Source organism: Micromonospora sp. NPDC005206 (genome assembly GCF_040608175.1).
In the GTDB taxonomy this organism is placed as follows: domain Bacteria; phylum Actinomycetota; class Actinomycetes; order Mycobacteriales; family Micromonosporaceae; genus Micromonospora.
This window is the reverse complement of the sequence record NZ_JBEXHU010000001.1, coordinates 346,088-364,954: the sequence shown is the minus strand read 5'-3', so window position 1 is coordinate 364,954 and position 18,867 is coordinate 346,088. Positions and strand designations below refer to the sequence as shown.

Annotated in this window: 17 protein-coding genes and 1 pseudogene; 3 read left to right on the top strand and 15 right to left on the bottom strand. The window is 71.3% G+C overall.

Annotated elements, in window-relative coordinates:
- Positions 1–34: 34 nt before the first annotated feature.
- The 11 genes and pseudogenes from ABZU69_RS01725 to ABZU69_RS01675 form a co-directional block, all read right to left on the bottom strand.
- Positions 35–1,471: a hypothetical protein gene (locus ABZU69_RS01725; RefSeq protein ID WP_354962497.1), complete on the bottom strand. Its 1,437-nt coding sequence runs from the start codon at positions 1,469–1,471 to the stop codon at positions 35–37.
- A gap of 17 nt (positions 1,472–1,488) precedes the next feature.
- A complete protein-coding gene (locus ABZU69_RS01720) occupies positions 1,489–2,055 on the bottom strand; it encodes a hypothetical protein (RefSeq protein ID WP_354962496.1) in 567 nt (188 codons plus the stop codon).
- Between the two features lie 14 nt (positions 2,056–2,069).
- On the bottom strand, positions 2,070–2,330 hold the full coding sequence (locus ABZU69_RS01715; RefSeq protein WP_354962495.1) for a hypothetical protein: 261 nt from the start codon (positions 2,328–2,330) through the stop codon (positions 2,070–2,072).
- 47 nt (positions 2,331–2,377) lie between these two features.
- Positions 2,378–5,128 carry an AAA family ATPase gene (locus ABZU69_RS01710; protein ID WP_354962494.1) on the bottom strand — a complete coding sequence of 917 codons (2,751 nt, stop codon included), beginning with the start codon at positions 5,126–5,128 and terminating at the stop codon, positions 2,378–2,380.
- Between the two features lie 516 nt (positions 5,129–5,644).
- A complete protein-coding gene (locus tag ABZU69_RS01705) occupies positions 5,645–6,100 on the bottom strand; it encodes an NUDIX domain-containing protein (protein WP_354962592.1) in 456 nt (151 codons plus the stop codon).
- A gap of 63 nt (positions 6,101–6,163) precedes the next feature.
- Positions 6,164–6,316: pseudogene (locus ABZU69_RS01700) on the bottom strand (GNAT family N-acetyltransferase); the annotation flags it as partial.
- A 140-nt stretch (positions 6,317–6,456) separates the two neighbouring features.
- Positions 6,457–7,131 carry a uridylate kinase gene (locus ABZU69_RS01695; RefSeq protein ID WP_354962493.1) on the bottom strand — a complete coding sequence of 225 codons (675 nt, stop codon included), beginning with the start codon at positions 7,129–7,131 and terminating at the stop codon, positions 6,457–6,459.
- Between the two features lie 439 nt (positions 7,132–7,570).
- A complete protein-coding gene (locus ABZU69_RS01690) occupies positions 7,571–8,110 on the bottom strand; it encodes a GNAT family protein (RefSeq protein ID WP_354962492.1) in 540 nt (179 codons plus the stop codon).
- Positions 8,111–8,246: 136 nt separating this feature from the next.
- The gene (locus ABZU69_RS01685; RefSeq protein WP_354962491.1) at positions 8,247–9,242 is read right to left on the bottom strand and encodes a WGR domain-containing protein; all 996 of its coding nucleotides are present in this window, start codon (positions 9,240–9,242) and stop codon (positions 8,247–8,249) included.
- 91 nt (positions 9,243–9,333) lie between these two features.
- Positions 9,334–10,578 carry a DUF6596 domain-containing protein gene (locus tag ABZU69_RS01680; RefSeq protein ID WP_354962490.1) on the bottom strand — a complete coding sequence of 415 codons (1,245 nt, stop codon included), beginning with the start codon at positions 10,576–10,578 and terminating at the stop codon, positions 9,334–9,336.
- Between the two features lie 55 nt (positions 10,579–10,633).
- Positions 10,634–11,014, bottom strand: coding sequence for a YciI family protein (locus ABZU69_RS01675; protein WP_354962489.1), 381 nt, complete (start codon positions 11,012–11,014; stop codon positions 10,634–10,636).
- Positions 11,015–11,214: 200 nt separating this feature from the next.
- On the opposite strand from ABZU69_RS01675, the gene ABZU69_RS01670 reads away from it, so the two are divergent.
- Positions 11,215–11,607: an MmcQ/YjbR family DNA-binding protein gene (locus ABZU69_RS01670; protein WP_354962488.1), complete on the top strand. Its 393-nt coding sequence runs from the start codon at positions 11,215–11,217 to the stop codon at positions 11,605–11,607.
- On the opposite strand, the gene ABZU69_RS01665 is transcribed toward ABZU69_RS01670, so the two are convergent.
- Genes ABZU69_RS01665 through ABZU69_RS01650 form a run of 4 tightly spaced genes read right to left on the bottom strand, consistent with a single transcriptional unit; the run spans position 11,563 to position 15,428 of the window.
- Positions 11,563–12,123: a hypothetical protein gene (locus tag ABZU69_RS01665; protein WP_354962487.1), complete on the bottom strand. Its 561-nt coding sequence runs from the start codon at positions 12,121–12,123 to the stop codon at positions 11,563–11,565. The genes ABZU69_RS01670 and ABZU69_RS01665 overlap by 45 nt on opposite strands.
- 23 nt (positions 12,124–12,146) lie before the next feature.
- Positions 12,147–13,550 carry a Si-specific NAD(P)(+) transhydrogenase gene (gene sthA, locus ABZU69_RS01660; protein ID WP_354962486.1) on the bottom strand — a complete coding sequence of 468 codons (1,404 nt, stop codon included), beginning with the start codon at positions 13,548–13,550 and terminating at the stop codon, positions 12,147–12,149.
- A 43-nt stretch (positions 13,551–13,593) separates the two neighbouring features.
- Positions 13,594–14,232: a response regulator transcription factor gene (locus ABZU69_RS01655; protein WP_354962485.1), complete on the bottom strand. Its 639-nt coding sequence runs from the start codon at positions 14,230–14,232 to the stop codon at positions 13,594–13,596.
- The gene (locus ABZU69_RS01650) at positions 14,229–15,428 is read right to left on the bottom strand and encodes a histidine kinase (RefSeq protein WP_354962484.1); all 1,200 of its coding nucleotides are present in this window, start codon (positions 15,426–15,428) and stop codon (positions 14,229–14,231) included. The genes ABZU69_RS01655 and ABZU69_RS01650 overlap by 4 nt, the downstream gene beginning before the upstream one ends.
- A gap of 146 nt (positions 15,429–15,574) precedes the next feature.
- Between ABZU69_RS01650 and ABZU69_RS01645 the strand changes: the two genes are divergently transcribed.
- Both ABZU69_RS01645 and ABZU69_RS01640 read left to right on the top strand, forming a co-directional pair.
- Positions 15,575–16,333 carry an ABC transporter ATP-binding protein gene (locus ABZU69_RS01645; RefSeq protein WP_354962483.1) on the top strand — a complete coding sequence of 253 codons (759 nt, stop codon included), beginning with the start codon at positions 15,575–15,577 and terminating at the stop codon, positions 16,331–16,333.
- Between the two features lie 8 nt (positions 16,334–16,341).
- Positions 16,342–18,861, top strand: coding sequence for an FtsX-like permease family protein (locus ABZU69_RS01640; protein ID WP_354962482.1), 2,520 nt, complete (start codon positions 16,342–16,344; stop codon positions 18,859–18,861).
- Positions 18,862–18,867 lie beyond the last annotated feature (6 nt).

The window sequence follows — 18,867 nt, the reverse complement described above, 5'->3', positions numbered from 1 at the left end:
GATGGCCCCGAATCCTCCACACCGGCCAGGGCGGTCAGGTTCGGCAGATCTTCACGTTCGGCTGGACGTCCAGCTTGTTGAACACGTTGTCCACCCGACCGATACCCGCCTTCTCCTCGATCGAGCCGGCGTTGAACAGCCTCAGGAAGGTGTTGACCGCCTTCACCAGGCCGGCTGGGATGCTGTAGCCGACGCCGTACTCCAGGAACACGCCGAGCTGGGTGCTGCGGCACAGCTCGATCGGCGCGCCCAGGGCGGAGCCGACGGTCAACCCCACCGAGGCGGTGACCGTCGCGTACAGCCCGGCGGTGAACCCGAAGACGCCCAGGCCGGCGCGGAAAAAGGCCTGGTAGTGGACGATGATCCCGCTGACGCCGACTGATGGCCCGTAGATCGAGTCGGTGATGCTGTTGCGGACGGTGAGGTTCCACGGCTTCGTGACGCCGAAGGCGCCGTCGGCGTAGCCGAACCCGACTGAGCCGCCGAGCGACCACTCGCCGGCCGCCTTGATGTTGCCGTCCTTGGAACTGAACGCCGTCTGCACCCCGATGAGCTGGTTGGCGGTGATGGAGAACGGAACGCCGAGGATCTGACCGACCGGCACGCTGAAGTCCAGGGGGATCGGAATGCGCTTGTTGACGTTGTGCCCGGCGTCGGTGGCGCCTGCGATCTCGATCCGCAGCCCGGACATGCCGTCGATCCGCAGTTCCGCCCGACGGACCGTGCCACCCCGGATCTCCAGGTGGAACCGGGCCGACGGGCTCTTCATCAGCAGGGTGACCGTACCGGTGATGCGGATCCCGCCGCCGTTGTAGCTGAAATGTGCGCCGACCCCGTTCGCGCAGCAGATCGGGGTGACCGGAAACCCGGCGATCCCTCGTGCATCGGCCGCGGTCGCCGGTGCCACGGCGAAGGGCACGCCGACGACCGGCGTCATCGATCCGCCGCCGCCGCTGCCGGCTCCGGCCTCGGCGTCGTACTCGGCCCAGAACGGCGTGCCGGCGTCGTAGCGGATCGGATTCTCCAGGGAGACCGGACCGTCGGTGGCGAAGGTGCCGTCGCGGATCACCTGGGTGATGTCCACCGGCCCCAGGGTCACCGCCAGATCGTTCCCGTCGCGGCGGACGTCGAGCACCCGCCCGACCGACCGCCCGGTGAGGAACATGATCTTCCCCCGGGCGAGCCGGTCGGCGCCGCTGGCGTCGGGGTCGATGCGCCAGGTGAGTGCGTCGTCGGAGAGCCCGCGCACCGACCCGCCCCCGCCGCCAACGAACACCACGTCGGGCTGGTAGGTCACGTGTCGATCCGGCGCGGGCGCCGCCCCGTACCGCTGGTCTGCGCCACTGCCCCCGGCCGGTGGAACCGGTGACGTCGGGCCCGCCCCACCCCGGTCGCAGGCCGCGAGAAGCAACAGCGTCACCGCGACCAGCGCTGTCATGGCCCGGCGACCCCGGGACCCCGCTGCCAGCATGTCGCCTCCTCGCGAGCTCAGAGCCGGCCGGCGGCCGTACGGGCCACGGCTGCCAGGGCGGTGCGGTACTTCGCCGGGTCGTCGGTGCGGACCAGCCGGATGGAGACCCACACCCCGCCCTTGCTGAAGAAGACCGTGCCGTCCTCGGCGTACGCCTCATCGCCCGCGCCGCTGACCGGGGTCAGTTCGTGCCCGAGTTCGCGCTCGATGTCGAGGAACTTCTTCGCGCCGGGGCCGACGAACACCTCGACCTGAGCGGTCGGGCCGCTGACCGGACCGGTGTAGGTGCAGGTGTCCCGGTCTGGCGCCGGCTTCTCCAGTGGGTCGTCCAACGGGGTGCCGGCCAGCTCCTCGGCGTCCTTCTTGGACACGAGGGCGCAGGCGTCGACGGTGGACGCGGCGGGCGACTCCTCGTCCGGCGTGGCGGCCGGCGGGTCGCCGTCGACCGTGGTGGCGATGCTCGGCTCGGCACCGGCCACCGGGCCGGCTGGGTCCGCGCCGCCGGCGTCGTCGGGGCCGCAGGCGACCAGCGGCAGGAGCAGCAGTGAACACCACAGGGGTGCGATCAGACGGCGCACAGTCATGCTTCCTTCGCCACTCAGGGGAGTTCCGGGTTGGTGAGGCCCGGTTGAAAGAGCCACTGGGCCGGGATCAGCCGGTCGATCCGCCAGGCGGCGGCCGCGGCGGCCGCGGCCACCACCTCCGCGTCGGGCCCCTCGACCAGCGCGATCACGACGTCGTCGGTCGGCAACCGGATGGCCGCGACCAGCCGGCAGTCCGGGGTGCCGAACACCGGCACCGTCCCGCCCGCGCTGGGGGAGCAGTCGTACTGCTCGAGTGCGAACAGGTAGCCGGCCATGAACCCGAGGCTAGGTCGCCGCGGGCGGCGAGCAATCGGGCGTTTCCCTATGCTTGCGCGTCGGCCCTGGTCATCGCGGCACCCAGCTCCGCCCGGGTGGAGATGCCGAGCTTGCGGTAGATCCGAGCGAGGTTCGCCTCGACGGTCTTCGGGCTGACGAACAGCTCGTCGGCGATGGCCCGGTTGGTCCGCCCGCGGGCGGCGAGCTGGGCCACCCGTTCCTCGGTGGGGGTGAGGTGCCGGGGCGTCGGCGGGCGTCCACCGACGCGGGCCAACTCGGCGCGGGCGCGATCCGCGAACGCGGCCGCGCCGATCACGGTGAACTCCGCGACCGCCGCCTCCAGCGCCTGCCGGGCCGGCAGCTTGCGGCGGGCCCGGCGATGCACGATGCCGGCCACGAACAGGCAGCGGGCGCGGTCCAACGGCAACACCTCCGGCGGTACGGCGTCCCGTGCCGCCGTCAGCGCGTCGAGCGCCGCGCCGGGGTCGACACCGGTGGCGCTGTCCAGCAGCGCGCGGGCCCGAGCAGCGCCCAACATCGTCCAGGGACGCGGCAACCGACGGTGTCGGGCGGTCAGCCGGGCCAGCACGGTCGCCGCCAGGTCGAGGTCGCCCACCCCGACGCACGCCTCGATCCAGTCCGGCTCGAACCGCATGGCCAGCGGCTCCACCAGCCCGTTCGCGTCGATCGTCGCGGCCAGGCCGGTGTACGCGGCGGCCGCCTCCGCCATCCGGCCGGCGGAGAGCGCCACGAATCCGGCCAACTGCTGGTGGATCCGTCGGCACCAGTCGTCGTCCAGTTCGTCGGCGAGCCGCAGGCCGGACTCGGCCACCCGGCTCGCGTCGGCCAGCCGGCCCCGGTGCGCGTCGAGCAGCGCGGCAAGCCAGGCCTCACCGACCAGGCCCGTGCCGAGCTGGTCACCCAGCTCCCGGGCCGCGCTGATGTGCCGTTCGGCGTCTTCCCACCGCCCGGCCAGCAACTCGGCCTCGCCGAGGTGGGAGAGCAGCTCGTGTTGCAGCGGCTCGTCGCCCCTCGCCTCGGCGCGGCCCAGCATCCGGTGCAGCCGCAGTCGGGCCCGCTGCGCGTCGTCGATCGACTTCCACCAGATCGCGGGCACCGTGCTCGCCAGCCACGCCGGTTCGTCGCCCTCCAGGGTGAGGGCCCGGTCCAGCAGGTCGGTACGCGGTGGCCGTCCGAGCCGTACCTCCTGGAAGAAGAGCAGGACCAGGGCGGCGGCGAGCAGGTCGTGTTCGTCGTCGCGTCCGTCCAGCAGTGCGGCGGCCGCCTCGGCGTGCTTCCGGGCCGACTCGGTGTGGTCCTGAAAGACGGCAAGGTGGGCATGGATGCGGCCGGCCAGGGCCGAGCCGGCCGGAGCCGCCGCCAACGCCCGGGTGCCGTTGTCCACCGCGACCCGGCTGGCCTCACCGGCGGACCAGGCGACGACGGCCCGCAGCAGGAGCGACTCCGCCCGTACCTCGCCGGTGAACTCGGCCGCGACCGCCTCGGCCGCCTCCCGGGCCGCCGGGAAGTCGCCGCTGTCGAACCGGCAGCGGGCCGCGGCCAGTCGCCGCCGGCCCAGGCGTGGCCGGTCGTCGACCGGGGTGAGTTGGCCCGCGCGGTCGTGCAGATCGGCGGCGAGGTCGGGCGCGCCCCGGCTGTGCCAGCGTTCGGCCGCGGCGGCGAGGGTGTCCGCGACCACCGGGTCCGGGTCCGTCGCGCAGAGCGCGAGGTGCCGGGCCCGCTCGTCCGGATCGGCGAGCAGGTCGGCGAGCTGGCGGTGCAGGCGGCGGCGGACCCCGGGCGGGATACTGGCCCGGACGGCCGCCGCGTACACCGGGTGGGTGAACCGCACGCCGTTCGGCGTCACCACGATCAGCCCGGCCTCCTCGGGCGCGTCCAGCTCGGCGGTGGACACCCCCGCCGCCGCCAGGTCGGCCAGGGTGGGCACGGTCAGCAGCGCGGCGAGCCGCACCGCGGTGCGGCTGGCCAGGGGCAGCCCGGCGAGGACGTCCGCGAGCAGGTGGTGCATGGACGCGGCCACCGGCAGGTCGTCGCCGGGTGCGGGCTGGCGCGGGAGGCGTTGCACGGCGCGGACCACCTCGATGGCCAGCAGCGGATTGCCCTCGGCCTCCCGTGCCACCCGCACGAGCATAGGCCGGCTGAGCGTGACCCCGAGCTGCCCGCGCAGGACGTGGTGTAGCGCGCCGACGTCCAGGGGAGGCACCTCGACCCGTCCGACCGGGCCGCCGACGTGACCCGCATCGAGACCGAGCGGTACGTCGTCGGGTGTGCCCTGGCCACGTCGGCGGCTCAGCAGGGTCGCCAGGCCGGTCACCCGGCGCAGGGCGTACCGCAGCGCGCGTTCGCTGGGCCGGTCCAGCCAGGGCGCGTCGTCGACCGCGAGGAGCACCGTCGGATGGGTGCTCGCCGCCGTCGCGGCCTCCAGCAACGAGCGGGTGGCCGCCCCGACCACCCGTACGTCGACCGCCTCGTGGGCGTCGCCGGAGAGGAGCACCACCTCGGCGGCGATCCGCTGTGGCCGGGGCAGCTCGGCGACCCGGTCGGCGAGCGGGCGGAGCAGGTCGGCCAGGGCCGCGTACGGGAACTCGGATTCGGCCTCGGTGGGCGCGCAGCTCAACACCAGCCACCCGGCCTGCGTCGCGTGCGCGACCAGCGCCCGCCACAGCTCGGTCTTGCCGATGCCGGCAGGCCCTTCCAACAGCACCGGCCCAGGCTGGCTCAGGAGGCGCCAGGCCTGGTCGAACACCTCGTCCCGCCCGACGATGGCGCGTCGCATGCGGGAATTCTGGCATCGAGCAGGTCGACGGACCATCCCGCCAACGGGTGACCGGGCTGGCTCGTCGGTCGGGCCGTTGAGCAGGCGTACGGTGCCGTCCGCCCAGCACCGGTGTGCCGTGCCATTTCAGCGTGCCTGGCCTGCGGCGTCCGTGCCGCGGTTGGCTGCGCCCGGCGGCAGCACCTTGGATCGGGTCGGCCGTGCGGGACGCTCAGGGCTGTGCTGGTTCGTGCCTGTCGAGCTGCCCCAGATGTGGGCCCGTGACCGTACGTCCCCGTCCCCGTCTCGGGCGCGACGCGCGCCGAACGCCGCCCCCAGCCCGGACGGCCGTAGACCCACGTCGGTGTCGGCATTGAGACTCGCGTGTTCGTTCGGGATGAGCTCTTCCTCCGCACGCCGGCAGCCACCGGAGCGCGTCACGGACCGTCGCCGAAGCGGGCTAGCGCCGACAACCGGATCTGTCGATGACCGGATGCAGGGGATTCAACCGGACGGAAGTGCCGAGCAGCGATGGATCTACGGGCCGCTCGGCGATGCGGTTGTCCGTGCTTCGTCGCGACGAGGCAGCCGGTCAGGCTCAGGCAGGGAACGAAGCAATGCCGGCAGGGCGCCAAACACGAGGGGAAGGCCGCCCAGCTCGCCGATCCCGACCCATGCGATGTCGTCATGCTCCTCAGGTGCACGGTTGGTGGGAGAGCCGACCCAGTCTCTGATTTGCCAGACGCCCACGTGGACGGCGTCCTCGCCACTGCCGGCATGCAGGTCGCCCAACCGTGACGAGGACTCCGCCACAATGTGAACCCCTAGCTCCTCGTGCATCTCACGCGCGAGGGCCTGTAGTTCCGACTCACCCGCTTCGACGTGCCCCCCGGGCAGATCCCAGAGATCCGGGTATGCCCGGCGGGTCGGGCTGCGGTGTACCAGCAGGACCGCGCCGTTCTCCACGAGTGCGCCGCAGACGACGACATGCATGACGGGATTAGAGCACAGGGATAGGACAAGCTCGCTCCAGCCAGAGGGCACGCGCTGGCGGAATCCCAGCGCCCGCGCCACTCGGCGCGACGGTTCCGGTCGAGCCCGCCACTGCGGCAGCAGATGGTTCGCCAAACCGTCCGCGGCTGCGACGGAGGCAACGGCACGTGCCAGCCCGCGCCCACGGTGATTCGGCTTTGTAGGCCATGGAGGCATCCTCACGCCTGGCCCAGTGTTCACGCCACCGAGTTCGCAGCTGTCAGGGTCGGCACCCACATTGGCCGCAGACCATACGCTACGCAGCCGTCGCCATAACTGCACCAAGCCCGCACCCGGTCGTGCCGAACTGAGCGCGGTCAGTGTGTTCGGGTTTCCCAGGCCGGCTGCTGGGGCTCGTCGTTGTGCACGATGACGTCGACGTGATCGGTTGGGCGGACCGTAGCGTAGTAGAGCTGTTGGGAGGGGATGTATCGCTCGCGCCAGCGCCGTTCGACGTCGGCCCGAGATGACACCCGGCGCTCTCGGGTCACGGCACGATCCACGGTCTTCTCGAGCGCGGTCGACACGAAGATGCGCAGGTCCCACCGATCAATCAGTTCCGGGCGCATGAGGAAGACGCCGTCGAAGACCAGCACGGCGTCGGCGGGCGCAGTCGTGACCGGCGGGGACAACGCGGTATCCGCCGTGTGGTTGTAGACCGCGGATTGGAAACGCCGATCTCCGCCCGGGCCGAGCGGATCGAGCAGAACCCGGTTCAGCGCCTCGTAGTCGTGGGCGTCGAAGTAGCAGCCTTCGGCCGAGTACTCACCGCGCGGATAGCGCTGTGTCCGGGGGAAGAGGAAATCGTCGATCGTCGCGCGGATGACGTCGTGGCCCTGTGTGCGCAAGACGACGGCCAGCTCGTCGGCGAGGGTGGTCTTGCCTGCGGCGGGCGGTCCGTCGATGGCAACCCGCGTCGGGTGTGCGGCTGTGACGGACCCGACTGCCTCAGCCAGGCGGCCGAGCACCTCGTCGCGGGTGCCTTGGTCCATGTCCTGCCCCGTCCTGGTCTGGCGAAGGTCGCCGTGTCGGGCCGACCTTATGTCTGACAGCCCCTTCGCGCCCGCCACTCCCCGAGCCAGCGGGATTGCCCCAATGCGGAAGTGGCTTCGGTCGCGGCGCAAACGGACTGTCATGCCGCGGCTTCGTCATCCTCGACGCTGACGACGGCGGGCGCTGGTCGCTCAGTACAGCGTGACAGCTCATACCGGCGACCGTGCGCATGGCACGGCAACGGGTGGACGTCGCCTCGCCGCGGATGGACGTGTGGTGGCGCCCGACGCATGAGCGCGTCGATGAGCGCAATGTGCTCTATGTGGTGTAGCCAGGGCCCCGAGGAAGATGCGAATCGCTCCCGGGTGGACGGCAGTCCCGACGTGCCTCGGACGCCTGAGCCGTCCGATCACGACCGGACGCCGCCGCACCGGCCGGCTACGGCGTCCAGTCGCGTCGGAGTAGACCGTAGATCACCATGTCTACGAAGCCGTCGCCGTCGTACTCGCGCTCCCGCTGGGTGCCTTCGTGCGTGAAGCCGCACGTCTCCGCGGTCCGCCGCATGGCCGTGTTGCTGGCCAGCGTCTCCAATTCCAGACGGCGTAGGTTGCGGTTGCGGAAGCCGTACCGGCAGAGCAGCCGGATCACCTCGGTCCCGTACCCCTGGCCACGCGCCTCAGGTAGCAGCGAGATGCCGAGGTGGGCGTACTGATTGAACGCGTTGATCCCCCACAGCACGCTGCCACCGAGGAAAGTGCCGTCGGCCACGGTTTCGGCCAGCAGCGACACCGTGGTCTGGCCGTCGGGCGGCTCGGTGACCTGCTTCTCCAGCCGGGCCCGGACCTGGCCGACGTGGCGCGGCAGGAACGGCTCGCCGTCTGTGATCAGGTGCAACTCGGGATCACCGTACAGGCGGAACATGTTCGGCGCGTCGTCGGGCGTGGGCGGGCGCAGTCGGACCCGGTCGGTGGCGAACATGCCGCGACGCTAACAGCCGGCATGGAGATCCACGACCGGGTTAGACCGGGGCACCCGGACCGCGCGAGGGTGCTGGTCTCCGAGCCGCGGCGTACCAATATGACGAGATGAGTGCGTTGCTTATCCCGCCGAGCAGCTATACCGCAGGGTGGGAGTCGAGCAGGAATTGGTGCAGGTCGCCGAGGGCAGCGAGATTGGTTGGGGTCAGCCGACGGACCTCGCCGCGGAAGGACCGGAGTTCCAGCCAGCTGTCAGATGCGGCTGCCGCGAGCTTGGGCAGCAGGGTGTCCAGGCGGGGGCGTGGGTACACCTTGAACGCGCGATCGCGCTCGGGGTAGGGGCCTTGGATGTCGAAGCGCAGGTCGACGACCGGATGCGGTCGACGCGCCCAGTCGCTGTAGGGCAGCGCCCCGTGCCCGTGGATCCGGGCGTCGACGAAGGCCTCCGCATCGGCGTCGCCGATCTCGCAGTCGTAGATCGGAAAGACGGTGGCCACCTTGGCTGCGATCGTCGGGTGAGCGACGGCGGCTTGGCCCAGCGCGGGCGAGCACAGCAGCGCGTGGCTGAACGGCCCTGCCGGGCGCGACAGGGCGATCTTGTGGTGCGATTGCCCATCGAAGGGAAGGTCGCGAACGGTGACGACCGTCTCCAGGAACTCCGCGACGGACTCCGGTCGATGCGACGATTCGTGGACGTTGAACGCGAGAGCACTGCGGCCCTGGTCACGCAAGATCAGGTAGCGGTAGAACCCTTTACCTGGAGACTTCGGATAGATCTGTGCGTGGCAAACCACGTCACGGAATTCCTCCACGGGCCGATACTGCGGTCGCGGAAGCCCGTAAGCCCGCTTTGCTACCGCGTCGGCGATAGTCCCTACCACGAGCGCGTCCGGGTCGCCGATCGGTGCGGGTAGGCCGGCTACCTCGAGGAAGCCCTTGCGAAGCTGCCCCCTGATCTTCTTCTCGACGTGCGACTTCGCGTGACGCTCATCCAGCAATGCCACGGTCGTCGACCCGCCACGACGGCTACCGTCACGGCCCCAACTTATGAAGCAGCGGATGCCTTCCTGACGAATCTGCCAGAACTCACAGGCGCCGCCTTGGACCCGCTCGAACCGCCGCCAATGGCCCACCCAACGCCCACCTTCCTGCCGCGGCGACCCTACCAACGACGCACGCTCATCCCGCGAACCGGTGCTGGAACGGGCTGGCTCCACGTGTCGGTCAGCTGGCGAGTTGGTCGCGGCGGCGGGTGAGGTAGGCCCGCTCGGCGGGGTTGCCGGCGAGACCGATGGCCCGGTCGTACGCCGCCCGCGACTCGCCGCCGCGCCCGAGTCGCCGCAGCAGGTCGGCGCGCGCGGCGTGGAAGGCGTGATAGCCGTCGAGGATCTCGGCGAGACGGTCGATCTCGGCGAGCCCGACCTCGGGTCCGTCGACCTCGGCGACCGCGACCGCCCGGTTGAGCCGCACGATCGGCGAGGGGTCGAGCAGCATCATGCGGCCGTAGAGGGCGACGATGGTGGACCAGTCGGTGTCTCGGGCGGATGGGACATCCATGTGGACCACGTTGATCGCGGCCTGCAGTTGGTAGCGCCCGGGTGGGTCACCGCCGGCCGCCACAGCCTCGACCCGCTCGCGGATCAAGGCTCTGCCCTCGGCGATGAGGGTGCGGTCCCATGCGCCGCGATCCTGCTCGTCGAGGGTCACCAGTTCCCCGGTGCGGGACACGCGCGCCGGCCGCCGGGCGTCGGTGAGGAGCATCAGGGCAAGCAGGCCGGCTACCTCGCCGTCGTCCGGCAGGAGAGTTCGGAGCAGGCGGCCAAGGCGGATCGCCTCGTCGGTGAGGTCGACGCGCACCGGCTCTTCCCCCTCGGTGGCGAGATAGCCCTCGTTGAAGACGAGGTAGACGACCGCGAGCACACCGGCGAGCCGCTCGCGGATGTCGTCGTCCCTGGGCACCCGGTAGGGAATGTGTGCCGCCTTGATCTTTGCCTTGGCGCGGGTGATCCGTCGCGCCATCGTGGTCTCCTGAACCAGAAAGGCGCGGGCGATCTCGGGGACGGTGAGGCCGCCGAGCAGGCGCAGGGTGAGCGCCACCCGGGCCTCCAACGCGAGCGCAGGGTGGCAGCAGGTGAAGACCAGTCTGAGCCGGTCGTCCTCGACCGGGCCGGTGGGCTCATGAGGGGTGTCGTCGTAAACGATCCGGGCCGCCTCGTGCTTGGCGTCGCGCTGCGATTCGCGACGGAGCCGATCGATCGCCTTGCGGATCGCGGTGGTGGCGAGCCAACCGCCGGGACTGGGCGGTACACCGTCACGCGGCCACCGCTCCGCCGCCGCTACGAACGCCTCAGCCGTCGCTTCCTCGGCGACGTCGAGGTCGCCGAAACGGCGCGCGAGGCCGGCGACCACCCGCGCCCACTCCTCGTGGTGGACACGGGTGATCGCCTGCTCGACGGTGGGATCGGTCACGGCTCCGGCAGCGCTCGGACGGATTTCTCGGACAGCAGGTGCCTGGGCGCCGCGTTCACTCCTTCCCGGAGCCGTCACGCCGGGCCTCCCCGGGACCTCGGAACCGGTGCACCTCCTGCGGCCAGTCGAGCACGGTCGCGAGCCGGCCGGCCCAGTATCGCGCCGCCGCGTCGTCGGGCACGTCCACGACGGCGAAGCCGCCGAGGTGCTCCTTGGTCTCGACGTACGGGCCGTCGGTGAAGACGGGCTTGCCGTCAACCCGCTCGACACTGCACACCGCGGTGGACCGGTCGAGCCCGCCGTTGCTGAAGATCAGGACACCCTCGGCCTGCATTTCCTCAATCACGGCCCGGGAGGCCGTGCCCTTCTCGCGTATCTCCTCCGCCGTGTGGTCGGGCACCCACTCGTCGTTGAAGGTGATCAGGTACTCCGTCATGGTCGTCTCCTCTCAGTCCCCGGACGAGGGCCTTTCCCGACTCCTCGTGTCCGTCGGCCCAGCCGGCCGCCGCACCACTGGTTCCACGAACGGCTGCGCCTCGATACGACACCATCCCGGAAACTCATCTTCAAGGCAGCCCTGGCAGCAGGACACCACTGCGGTCCACCGTGTGTTTACCTTCCGATATGCCGCACCCCATGATGTTTGACGAGGCAGACCCACTCCTGAGCCGGCTGCGGGCGCTCGCCCTGGCCTTCCCCGACGCGGCCGAGAAGATCTCCCACGGCCATCCCGCCTTCTTCACCACCAAGGTCTTCGCCTACTACGGGGGATCGGTGAAAGTCGACGGGGTCCATCGGCAGCATGAACATTCGTTGCTCGTGCTGGTTGATCCCGACGAGCGAGTGGCGCTGTTGGACGAGGAGCGCTGCTTCGTGCCGGCCTACCTGGGTCCCTACGGGTGGATCGGGGTAGACCTGACCGGAGACACCGACTGGGACGAAGTCGACGAGTTACTCGACGCCAGCTACCGACGTACGGCCGGGCTACGCAGGGTTGCCGTGCTCGACTCCCGGCGTTCCCGACCGTGATGCGGTGTGCGTGATCTCAGTGGCGCCGTGGGCCCACGACCCCTCGAACCAGGATTCGTGTTCCGTGCCGTAGAGCGACTCATACTGCACCCGAATTGTGATTCGCTGCGTCACCGCCGTCCAGAAATCGGCGTCTCGCGTGGGGCCATACGCCTCAAGAGCAAAGATCATCATCTCGTGACCGACCGGGATGTGCCTGCCGGGACGGAGTGACACGAAGTGCGGCCAGAGCGGGAAGGTGCCGCGCAGGGGGTCGACGACGTGCTTCTCCCATGGGCCGACGGCTTCGCCGTCAAGGAACAGCATGGTGGTCTTGATGATGGCTGGCCCGAGGCCGGCATTGGTGATTTTGATGCCTGCCGTTTGTCCATCGTGTCGTAGGCAATCGAAGCCCAACAAAGGTCGGACGGACTGCCAGTTGTGTCGCCGCGTCGCCCTCATCTCCCCGATCGACACCACCAGGGAAGCGATAGCGATCGTCGTCGCGCAAGCCGCGATGATTGAGCTTGCATCCATGCCTTCTCCCGACCTGGAGGGGTTCAGCCGTCGATGCGGGTGATGTTGCGGATCTTGTTGGACGCGTCCAGGGCGGCCACCTTGTACGCCTCGGCCAGCGTCGGGTAGTTGAACACCGCGTCGACCAGGTAGTCGATCGTGCCGCCGCAGCCGATCACGGCCTGCCCGATGTGGACGATCTCGGTGGCGGCCGTCCCGAACACGTGCACGCCGAGCAGCCGGCCGTCGTCAGGTGAGACGAGCAGCTTCAGCATCCCGTACGAGTCACCCACGATCTGGCCGCGAGCCAGCTCGCGGTAGCGCGCGATGCCCACCTCGAACGGCGTCGACGTGTCGGTCAGCTGCGCCTCGGTCTGCCCCACGAAGCTGATCTCCGGAATCGTGTAGATGCCGATCGGCTGGAGGCCGTGCATCTCCCGGATCGGCTCGCCGCAGGCGTGCTGCGCGGCCAGCCGGCCCTGCTCCATCGACGTGGACGCGAGGGCCGGGAAGCCGATCACGTCACCCACCGCGTAGATGTTCTCCACCGAGGTGCGGTAGTTGGCGTCCACCTTGATCCGGCCGCGCCGGTCCGCCTCCAGCCCGGCTGCCTCCAGAGCGAGGTCGTCGGTCTGGCCCTGCCGGCCGGCCGAGTACATGACCGTGTCCGCGACGATCTTCTTGCCGCTCTTCAGGATGCACAGCGCCGCAGTCTGGTGTTTCTCGACGGCGGCGACCTCCTCGCCGAAGCGGAACGCCACGGACAGGTCGCGCAGGTGGTACTTGAGCGACTCGACGATCTCCTCGTCGCAGAATTCGAGCATCCGGTCCCGGCGTTCCACCACGGTCACCTTGGTGCCGAGGGCGGCGAACATGGACGCGTACTCCATTCCGATGACACCGGCGCCGACCACGACCATGCTGCGGGGTACGGCCTGGAGGTTGATGACGCCGTCGGAGTCCACGATGGTCCGGTCGTCGAAGTCGACGCTGTCCGGGCGGGCCGGGCGGGTGCCCGCCGCGATGATGATTTTGTCGAACGTCACCCTGGACTCGCGGCCGGAGCCGCCGTCGACCCAGATCGAGTGCGCGTCCGCGAACCTGCCGGTGCCGGTGATCATCGCGACCCGGTTGCGGGCGAGCTGGTTGCGGATGACGTCGGTCTGCCGGGTGATCACGTGCTGGGTCCGGGCGGCCAGGTCGCTGACCGTGATCTCCTCCTTGACCCGGTAGCTGCTGCCGTAGAGGTCCCGCTGGCTGAGCCCGGTCAGATAGAGCACAGCCTCGCGCAGAGTCTTGGACGGGACGGTGCCGGTATTGATGCACACCCCACCGATCATGTCGCGGCGGTCCACGATGCCGACCCGCCTGCCGAGCTTGGCGGCGGCGATCGCGGCCTTCTGCCCGCTGGGTCCGGAGCCCAGCACCACCAGGTCGTAGTCATACACAACCGTTAGCGTCGCAAGATGTCGGCACCCGCGCCAGACCCGATCAGCCGAGCAGGCGGCGTTCCCAGGCCCAGGCGGCGATCTCGACCCGGTTGCGGGCCTTGAGCTTCATCTGCACGCTGGCCAGGTGGGTCTTGACCGTGCCGACGGCGATGAAGAGCTGCGTGGCGATCTCGGCATTGGTCAGGCCCCGGGCGACGAGCTTCACGACGTCGAGTTCCCGCGGGGACAGGCCGGCGTCGTCGCGCGCCGGAGCGGGTGAGCTGAGGTGCTCCAGCAGTCGTACCGTGATCGACGGGCTGATCAGCGCGTCACCGGAGACGGCCGCGCGGACCGCTTCCACCAGCAGCGCCGGGCCGGAGTCCTTGAGCAGGAAACCGCAGGCGCCGTTGGAGAGCGCAGTGTGCACGTACTCGTCCAGGTCGAAGGTCGTCACCACGACCACCCGGACCGGGTCGGCGACGCCCGGCCCGGCCAGCAGCCGCAGTGCTTCGAGGCCGTCGAGGCGGGGCATCCGGATGTCCAGCAGCACCACGTCCGGGCGGAGTCGCCGGGCCAGCTCGACGGCGACGACCCCGTCGGCGGCCTCGCCGATCACCTCCATGTCCGGCTGTGCCCCGATGATCATGCCGAAGCCGGTGCGGACCATCGCCTGGTCGTCGGCGATCAGCACCCGGATCATCGGCTCACCGCCGTGCGCAGCGGGAACGCCGCATCGAGCACCCAGCCGCCGGTGACGCCAGGCCCGGCGGAGATCGTGCCGCCGAGGGCGCGTACCCGTTCGGTGAGGCCGATCAGGCCGAAGCCGTGTCCCCGGGTCGGCGTGGTGCGCGCCGACGCGCCGTCGTCGGCCACCCGGACCAGCAACCAGTCGGGGGTACGTCGCACCGCCACGTCCACGGACCGGGCGTCCGGCGCGTGCTGACGGGTGTTGGTCAGCCCCTCCATCACCATCCGGTACGCCGAGGTCGAGACCTCCACCGGCAGCCCGTCCAGGTCGCCGTCGACGTGTAGCCGGGCCGGTGCGCTCGCCGTGCCGTTGAACCCCGTCAGCAGCGGCGCCAGGTCCGCCACACCGGCCAGCGGGGCCAGCGGGGCGTCCGGCGGGGCGTCCGGGTTGCGCAGGATCCCCACCATCCGCCGCATCGACGCCATCGTCTCCGCGCCGGCCCGCTCGATCTGCTCCAGGGCGACGATCACCCGCTGCGGGTCCTGCTCGGCGACGAACCGGGCACCCTGCGCCTGCACCACGATGCCGGTCACGTGGTGGGCGATGAAGTCGTGCAGGTCACGGGCGAACTCGGCGCGCTGCTCGGCCCGGACCAGCGCGATCGCCCGCTCCCGACCGGCGGCGATGATCCGCAGGTAGAGCCCCACCCCGGCGGCGCCGGCCGCGGCGAGCACCTGAAGCAGACCGAAGATCACGAGCAGGCTGTCGGTGCCGGTGCGCAGCGGCACCGCGGCGACGGCCAGTCCGGCGGCCACCGCCGCCCACGGGGCGAGCCGGGGCGCGCCCCAGCGGGTCACCACGAAAACGACCCCGAGCAGCCCGGCCGACTCGGCGAGCCCCCAGCTGCCGCCGAGCACGTAGCTGTTATGGGCGACGACCCGGATCCCCGCGGTCACGGCAAGTGAGGCGGTGGCGAGCGCCAGCGCGGCCAGCGGCAGTCGGCGGGAATTCGGACGGTGCACCGGCAGCCAGAGGGGCACCGTCGCCACCGCCAGCCCCAGCCGCACCAGCAGGAGCAGGACAGCGCCCGTGCTCATGCTCCCGGACGCGCTGAACCGCAGGTCGAAGAGAGTGAGCAGGCCAATGGCCAACAGGCCGGCAGCCTGGGCCAGGCGTACCGACAGACGTCGAAGGTCCGGCGTGCTCATGGTGACCCAGCGTAGCCAGCCAGGTGGGGCTGCCAGATCAGCCGAAAGACAGACCCGGCGCGGTCGATACCTCACCCCGGGCCGATGCGCCCACCGTCCGGCGGCGGCGACGCTTCCCACGTCACATCGCAGCCACTGGAGGAACAATGACGACGCATGCCCCGCCGGAGACCAGCCACGCCGCGGTCGCCGCGGTCGACCTGGTGAAGGTGTACGGCAGCGGGGACACCGCGGTCCGGGCCCTGGACGGGGTCTCGGTCGGCTTCAGCCGGGCCGAGTTCACCGCGATCATGGGCTCGTCCGGGTCCGGCAAGTCGACCCTGATGCACTGCCTGGCCGGCCTCGACACGGCCACCTCGGGCCGGGTCCTGCTCGGCGGGACGGAGCTGACGGGCCAGTCGGACCGGACACTGACCCGGGTACGCCGCGAGCGGATCGGGTTCGTCTTCCAGTCCTTCAACCTGCTGCCGCAGCTCACCGCCGCGCAGAACATCACCCTGCCGCTGGATCTCGCCGGCCGGCAGCCCGACGCGGAACTCTTCGCACACCTGGTCGGCGTGCTGGGGCTCGGCCAGCGGCTCCGGCACCGCCCCAGCGAGCTCTCCGGCGGCCAGCAGCAGCGGGTCGCGCTGGCCCGGGCGCTGGTGGCGCGCCCCGAGGTGGTCTTCGCCGACGAGCCGACCGGCAACCTCGACTCCCGCTCCGGCGCGGAGGTGCTCACCATCCTGCGCGACTCGGTACGCGACCTCGGCCAGACCGTCGTCATGGTCACCCACGACCCGATCGCCGCCGCGTACGCCGACCGGGTGGTGCTGCTCGCCGACGGCCGGGTCGCCGGGGAGATCGACAAGCCGGACCAGATGTCGGTCACCGACGCGCTGCGTGATCTGGCGGCCGGCGCGTGAGGGCGACGGTGCTGCGTACCCAGACGAGCGCCGCGGCCCGGCGCCCCGGCCGGCTGGTCCTGACCGGGCTGGCGATCCTGGTCGCGTCGTTCGTCGTCTTCGGCACCGTGCTGGTGCAGCAGATCACCGAACGGACCGTGCGGGACAACCTCAGCGGCACCCCGGCCGCCACCGACCTGGTGATCGGCGACTCCGAGCAGCCGCCACCCACCGTGACGGACCTGCAGCACGTTCGCGCCGTGCCCGGTGTGGCCGAGGCGGTGGGCCGGGTGGCGATCGGGGTCTCCCTCGGCGAGGGATACCTCAACCTGCAGGCCGACCCCGGCACCGGCCCGCTGGCCACGGTCCAGGTGGTCGAGGGCAGCTATCCCGAGGGCCCCGGCGAGATCGCGATCACCCCGCGTACCGCCGAGCGGCTCGGGCTCCGGGTCGGCAGCACGACCAACGGCACGGCCGGTGAACTCACCACGCCGACCCGGCTCACCGTGACCGGCGTGGTCGAAACCGCAGTCGACGCCGGCTCCGACGCGTACGCCCCGGACCGTCTCGTGATCTCCTGGGCGCACCTGACGACCGTGGAGCGCGTCGATGTGCGGGCGGCCCCGGGCGAGTCGGAGGCCGTCCGTCAACGGGTGACCGAGGTGGTCGCGGCAGGCCAGCCGGTCCGCTCCGGCGCGGAGGTACGCCAGGCGGAGGCCGACGCGGCGGCCCAGGAGATCGGGAGGCTCTTCATCCTGGTCGGCATGTTCGTCTCGATCGCGGTCGTCGCGGCCGCGCTGGTGGTCACCTCGACCTTCCGCATCGTCTTCGCCCAGCGGATGCGGCAGCTGGCGCTGCTGCGCGCGGTCGGCGCGAACCGGGGCACCCTGGTCGGGGCGTTGACCGCCGAGGGAGCCCTGACCGGGTTCGTCGCCGGCGTCGTCGGCGTCGCCAGCGCCCTCGCCCTCGGGTACGCGCTGCCGGCGGTCCTGCGCTCCACCGGCCACGCGGTCTCGTCGCCGGGCCTGCCACTGGCGGCGGCGGTCGCGGTGGTGATCGGCGCCGTCGTGATCACCGTGCTGGCCGTTCTGGCGCCGGCACTCTCGGCCGCCCGCGTCTCCCCCCTGGAGGCACTGCGCACGGCGAGCACCACCGCCGGTCGGCGCGGCATCGGCGTACTGCGCCTGGTGTTCGGGTTGCTCCTGGTCGCCGGCGCGGCCCTGGCCGCTGTCGCGACGATCAGCCAGTTGCCGGAGCCGGAGCAGCGGTCGTACGACCCGACGGAGCCGCTGCTCCTGCTGGTCGGGTCCGGTGCGCTGGCGTTCTTCGCGTTGGTCGCGCTCGGGCCGCTGCTGGTGCGTCCGGTGCTGGCCGTGGTGGGTTGGCCGCTGCGCCAGCTCGGGTCGCTCGGGCGGATGTCGGTCGGCGGGATCGGCGGGGCGCCGCGCCGGGCGGCAGCGGTCTCCGTCGTGGTCGCGCTCGGCGTGACCCTGATCTCCGGGGTGGTCATCGGCGGCGCGTCGCTGCAGGTGCTCGCCGAGCGCGAGATGGCGCTCTCGGCACCGAGCGACTTCGAGGTCACCAGCAACGGTGGGACACTGCCGGCCGCTGTCGTGACCCGGGCCGAGGCAGCGCGGGGCGCGCTGTCCCGAGTGGTGCCCTACCGGCGCATCGACGACGTCACGCTGATGCGCGGTGCCGACAGGCTCGGCGACGCCGAGTTCGGGTACCCGACGAACGACCTGGACCTGGCGGTGTTGCCGAGCACCGGCGATCTGGACGTGGCGGAGGGCACGCTGGCCGACCGCGGCCCCGGCCGGATCGTGCTGAACAGCTGGGTCGCCGGGAACGCCGGTCTTCGGGCCGGCGACGCCGTCACGCTCGCCATCGCCGCGCGCAGGGTCGACGTGCGGGTGGCCGCGGTCCTGCCCGGCGACGGCCCGCTGCACGCGGGCATCCTCACCGACCGGGCTGACCTGGACCGGCTCGGCGTGCCGACGGCGTACACCGGTCTGCTGGCCGACGCGGCCGGCTCCGGCGAGGACGGCCGCACCGCCGGCGTGCGGGCGCTGCGGCAGGCGATCGGGGGCAGCGAGGGGGTGGGCCTCGCGGTGCTCGCCGACGAACGGGACCGCAACGACGAGGTGGTGAGCACCCTGGTCTGGATCGCGGTCGGCCTGGTCGGCCTGACCGTGCTGATCGCGGTCGTCGGCGTCGGCTCCACGACCGCGCTCTCGGTGGTGGAGCGGGTACGCGAGTCCGGGTTGCTTCGGGCGATCGGCCTGTCCCGGCCCGGCCTGCGCACGATGCTGACCGTCGAGTCCGGCCTCTACGGGGTGATCGGTGCGACCATCGGTCTGCTGCTCGGCGTCCCGTACGCCTGGTTGGCGGTCCAGACCCTCGGAATCAACGCGCCGCTGACCGTGCCGGTGCTGCCGCTGGTCGGGCTCTTCGTGGCGCTGATCGTCCTGACCGCGTTGGCCGGGGTACTGCCGGCCCGGCGGGCGTCGCGGGTCAGCCCGGTGGTGGCGCTGGGGGCCGATGGCTGAGCACCG

What these genes read in the sequence shown, in the direction of transcription:
- ABZU69_RS01725 (WP_354962497.1), bottom strand. Translation starts at nt 1,471, where the DNA reads ATGCTGGCAGCGGGGTCCCGGGGTCGCCGGGCCATGACAGCGCTGGTC.
- ABZU69_RS01720 (WP_354962496.1), bottom strand. Translation starts at nt 2,055, where the DNA reads ATGACTGTGCGCCGTCTGATCGCACCCCTGTGGTGTTCACTGCTGCTC.
- ABZU69_RS01715 (WP_354962495.1), bottom strand. Translation starts at nt 2,330, where the DNA reads ATGGCCGGCTACCTGTTCGCACTCGAGCAGTACGACTGCTCCCCCAGC.
- ABZU69_RS01710 (WP_354962494.1), bottom strand. Translation starts at nt 5,128, where the DNA reads ATGCGACGCGCCATCGTCGGGCGGGACGAGGTGTTCGACCAGGCCTGG.
- ABZU69_RS01705 (WP_354962592.1), bottom strand. Translation starts at nt 6,100, where the DNA reads ATGCATGTCGTCGTCTGCGGCGCACTCGTGGAGAACGGCGCGGTCCTG.
- ABZU69_RS01695 (WP_354962493.1), bottom strand. Translation starts at nt 7,131, where the DNA reads ATGGACCAAGGCACCCGCGACGAGGTGCTCGGCCGCCTGGCTGAGGCA.
- ABZU69_RS01690 (WP_354962492.1), bottom strand. Translation starts at nt 8,110, where the DNA reads ATGTTCGCCACCGACCGGGTCCGACTGCGCCCGCCCACGCCCGACGAC.
- ABZU69_RS01675 (WP_354962489.1), bottom strand. Translation starts at nt 11,014, where the DNA reads ATGACGGAGTACCTGATCACCTTCAACGACGAGTGGGTGCCCGACCAC.
- ABZU69_RS01670 (WP_354962488.1), top strand. Translation starts at nt 11,215, where the DNA reads ATGATGTTTGACGAGGCAGACCCACTCCTGAGCCGGCTGCGGGCGCTC.
- ABZU69_RS01665 (WP_354962487.1), bottom strand. Translation starts at nt 12,123, where the DNA reads ATGGATGCAAGCTCAATCATCGCGGCTTGCGCGACGACGATCGCTATC.
- ABZU69_RS01655 (WP_354962485.1), bottom strand. Translation starts at nt 14,232, where the DNA reads ATGATCCGGGTGCTGATCGCCGACGACCAGGCGATGGTCCGCACCGGC.
- ABZU69_RS01650 (WP_354962484.1), bottom strand. Translation starts at nt 15,428, where the DNA reads ATGAGCACGCCGGACCTTCGACGTCTGTCGGTACGCCTGGCCCAGGCT.
- ABZU69_RS01645 (WP_354962483.1), top strand. Translation starts at nt 15,575, where the DNA reads ATGACGACGCATGCCCCGCCGGAGACCAGCCACGCCGCGGTCGCCGCG.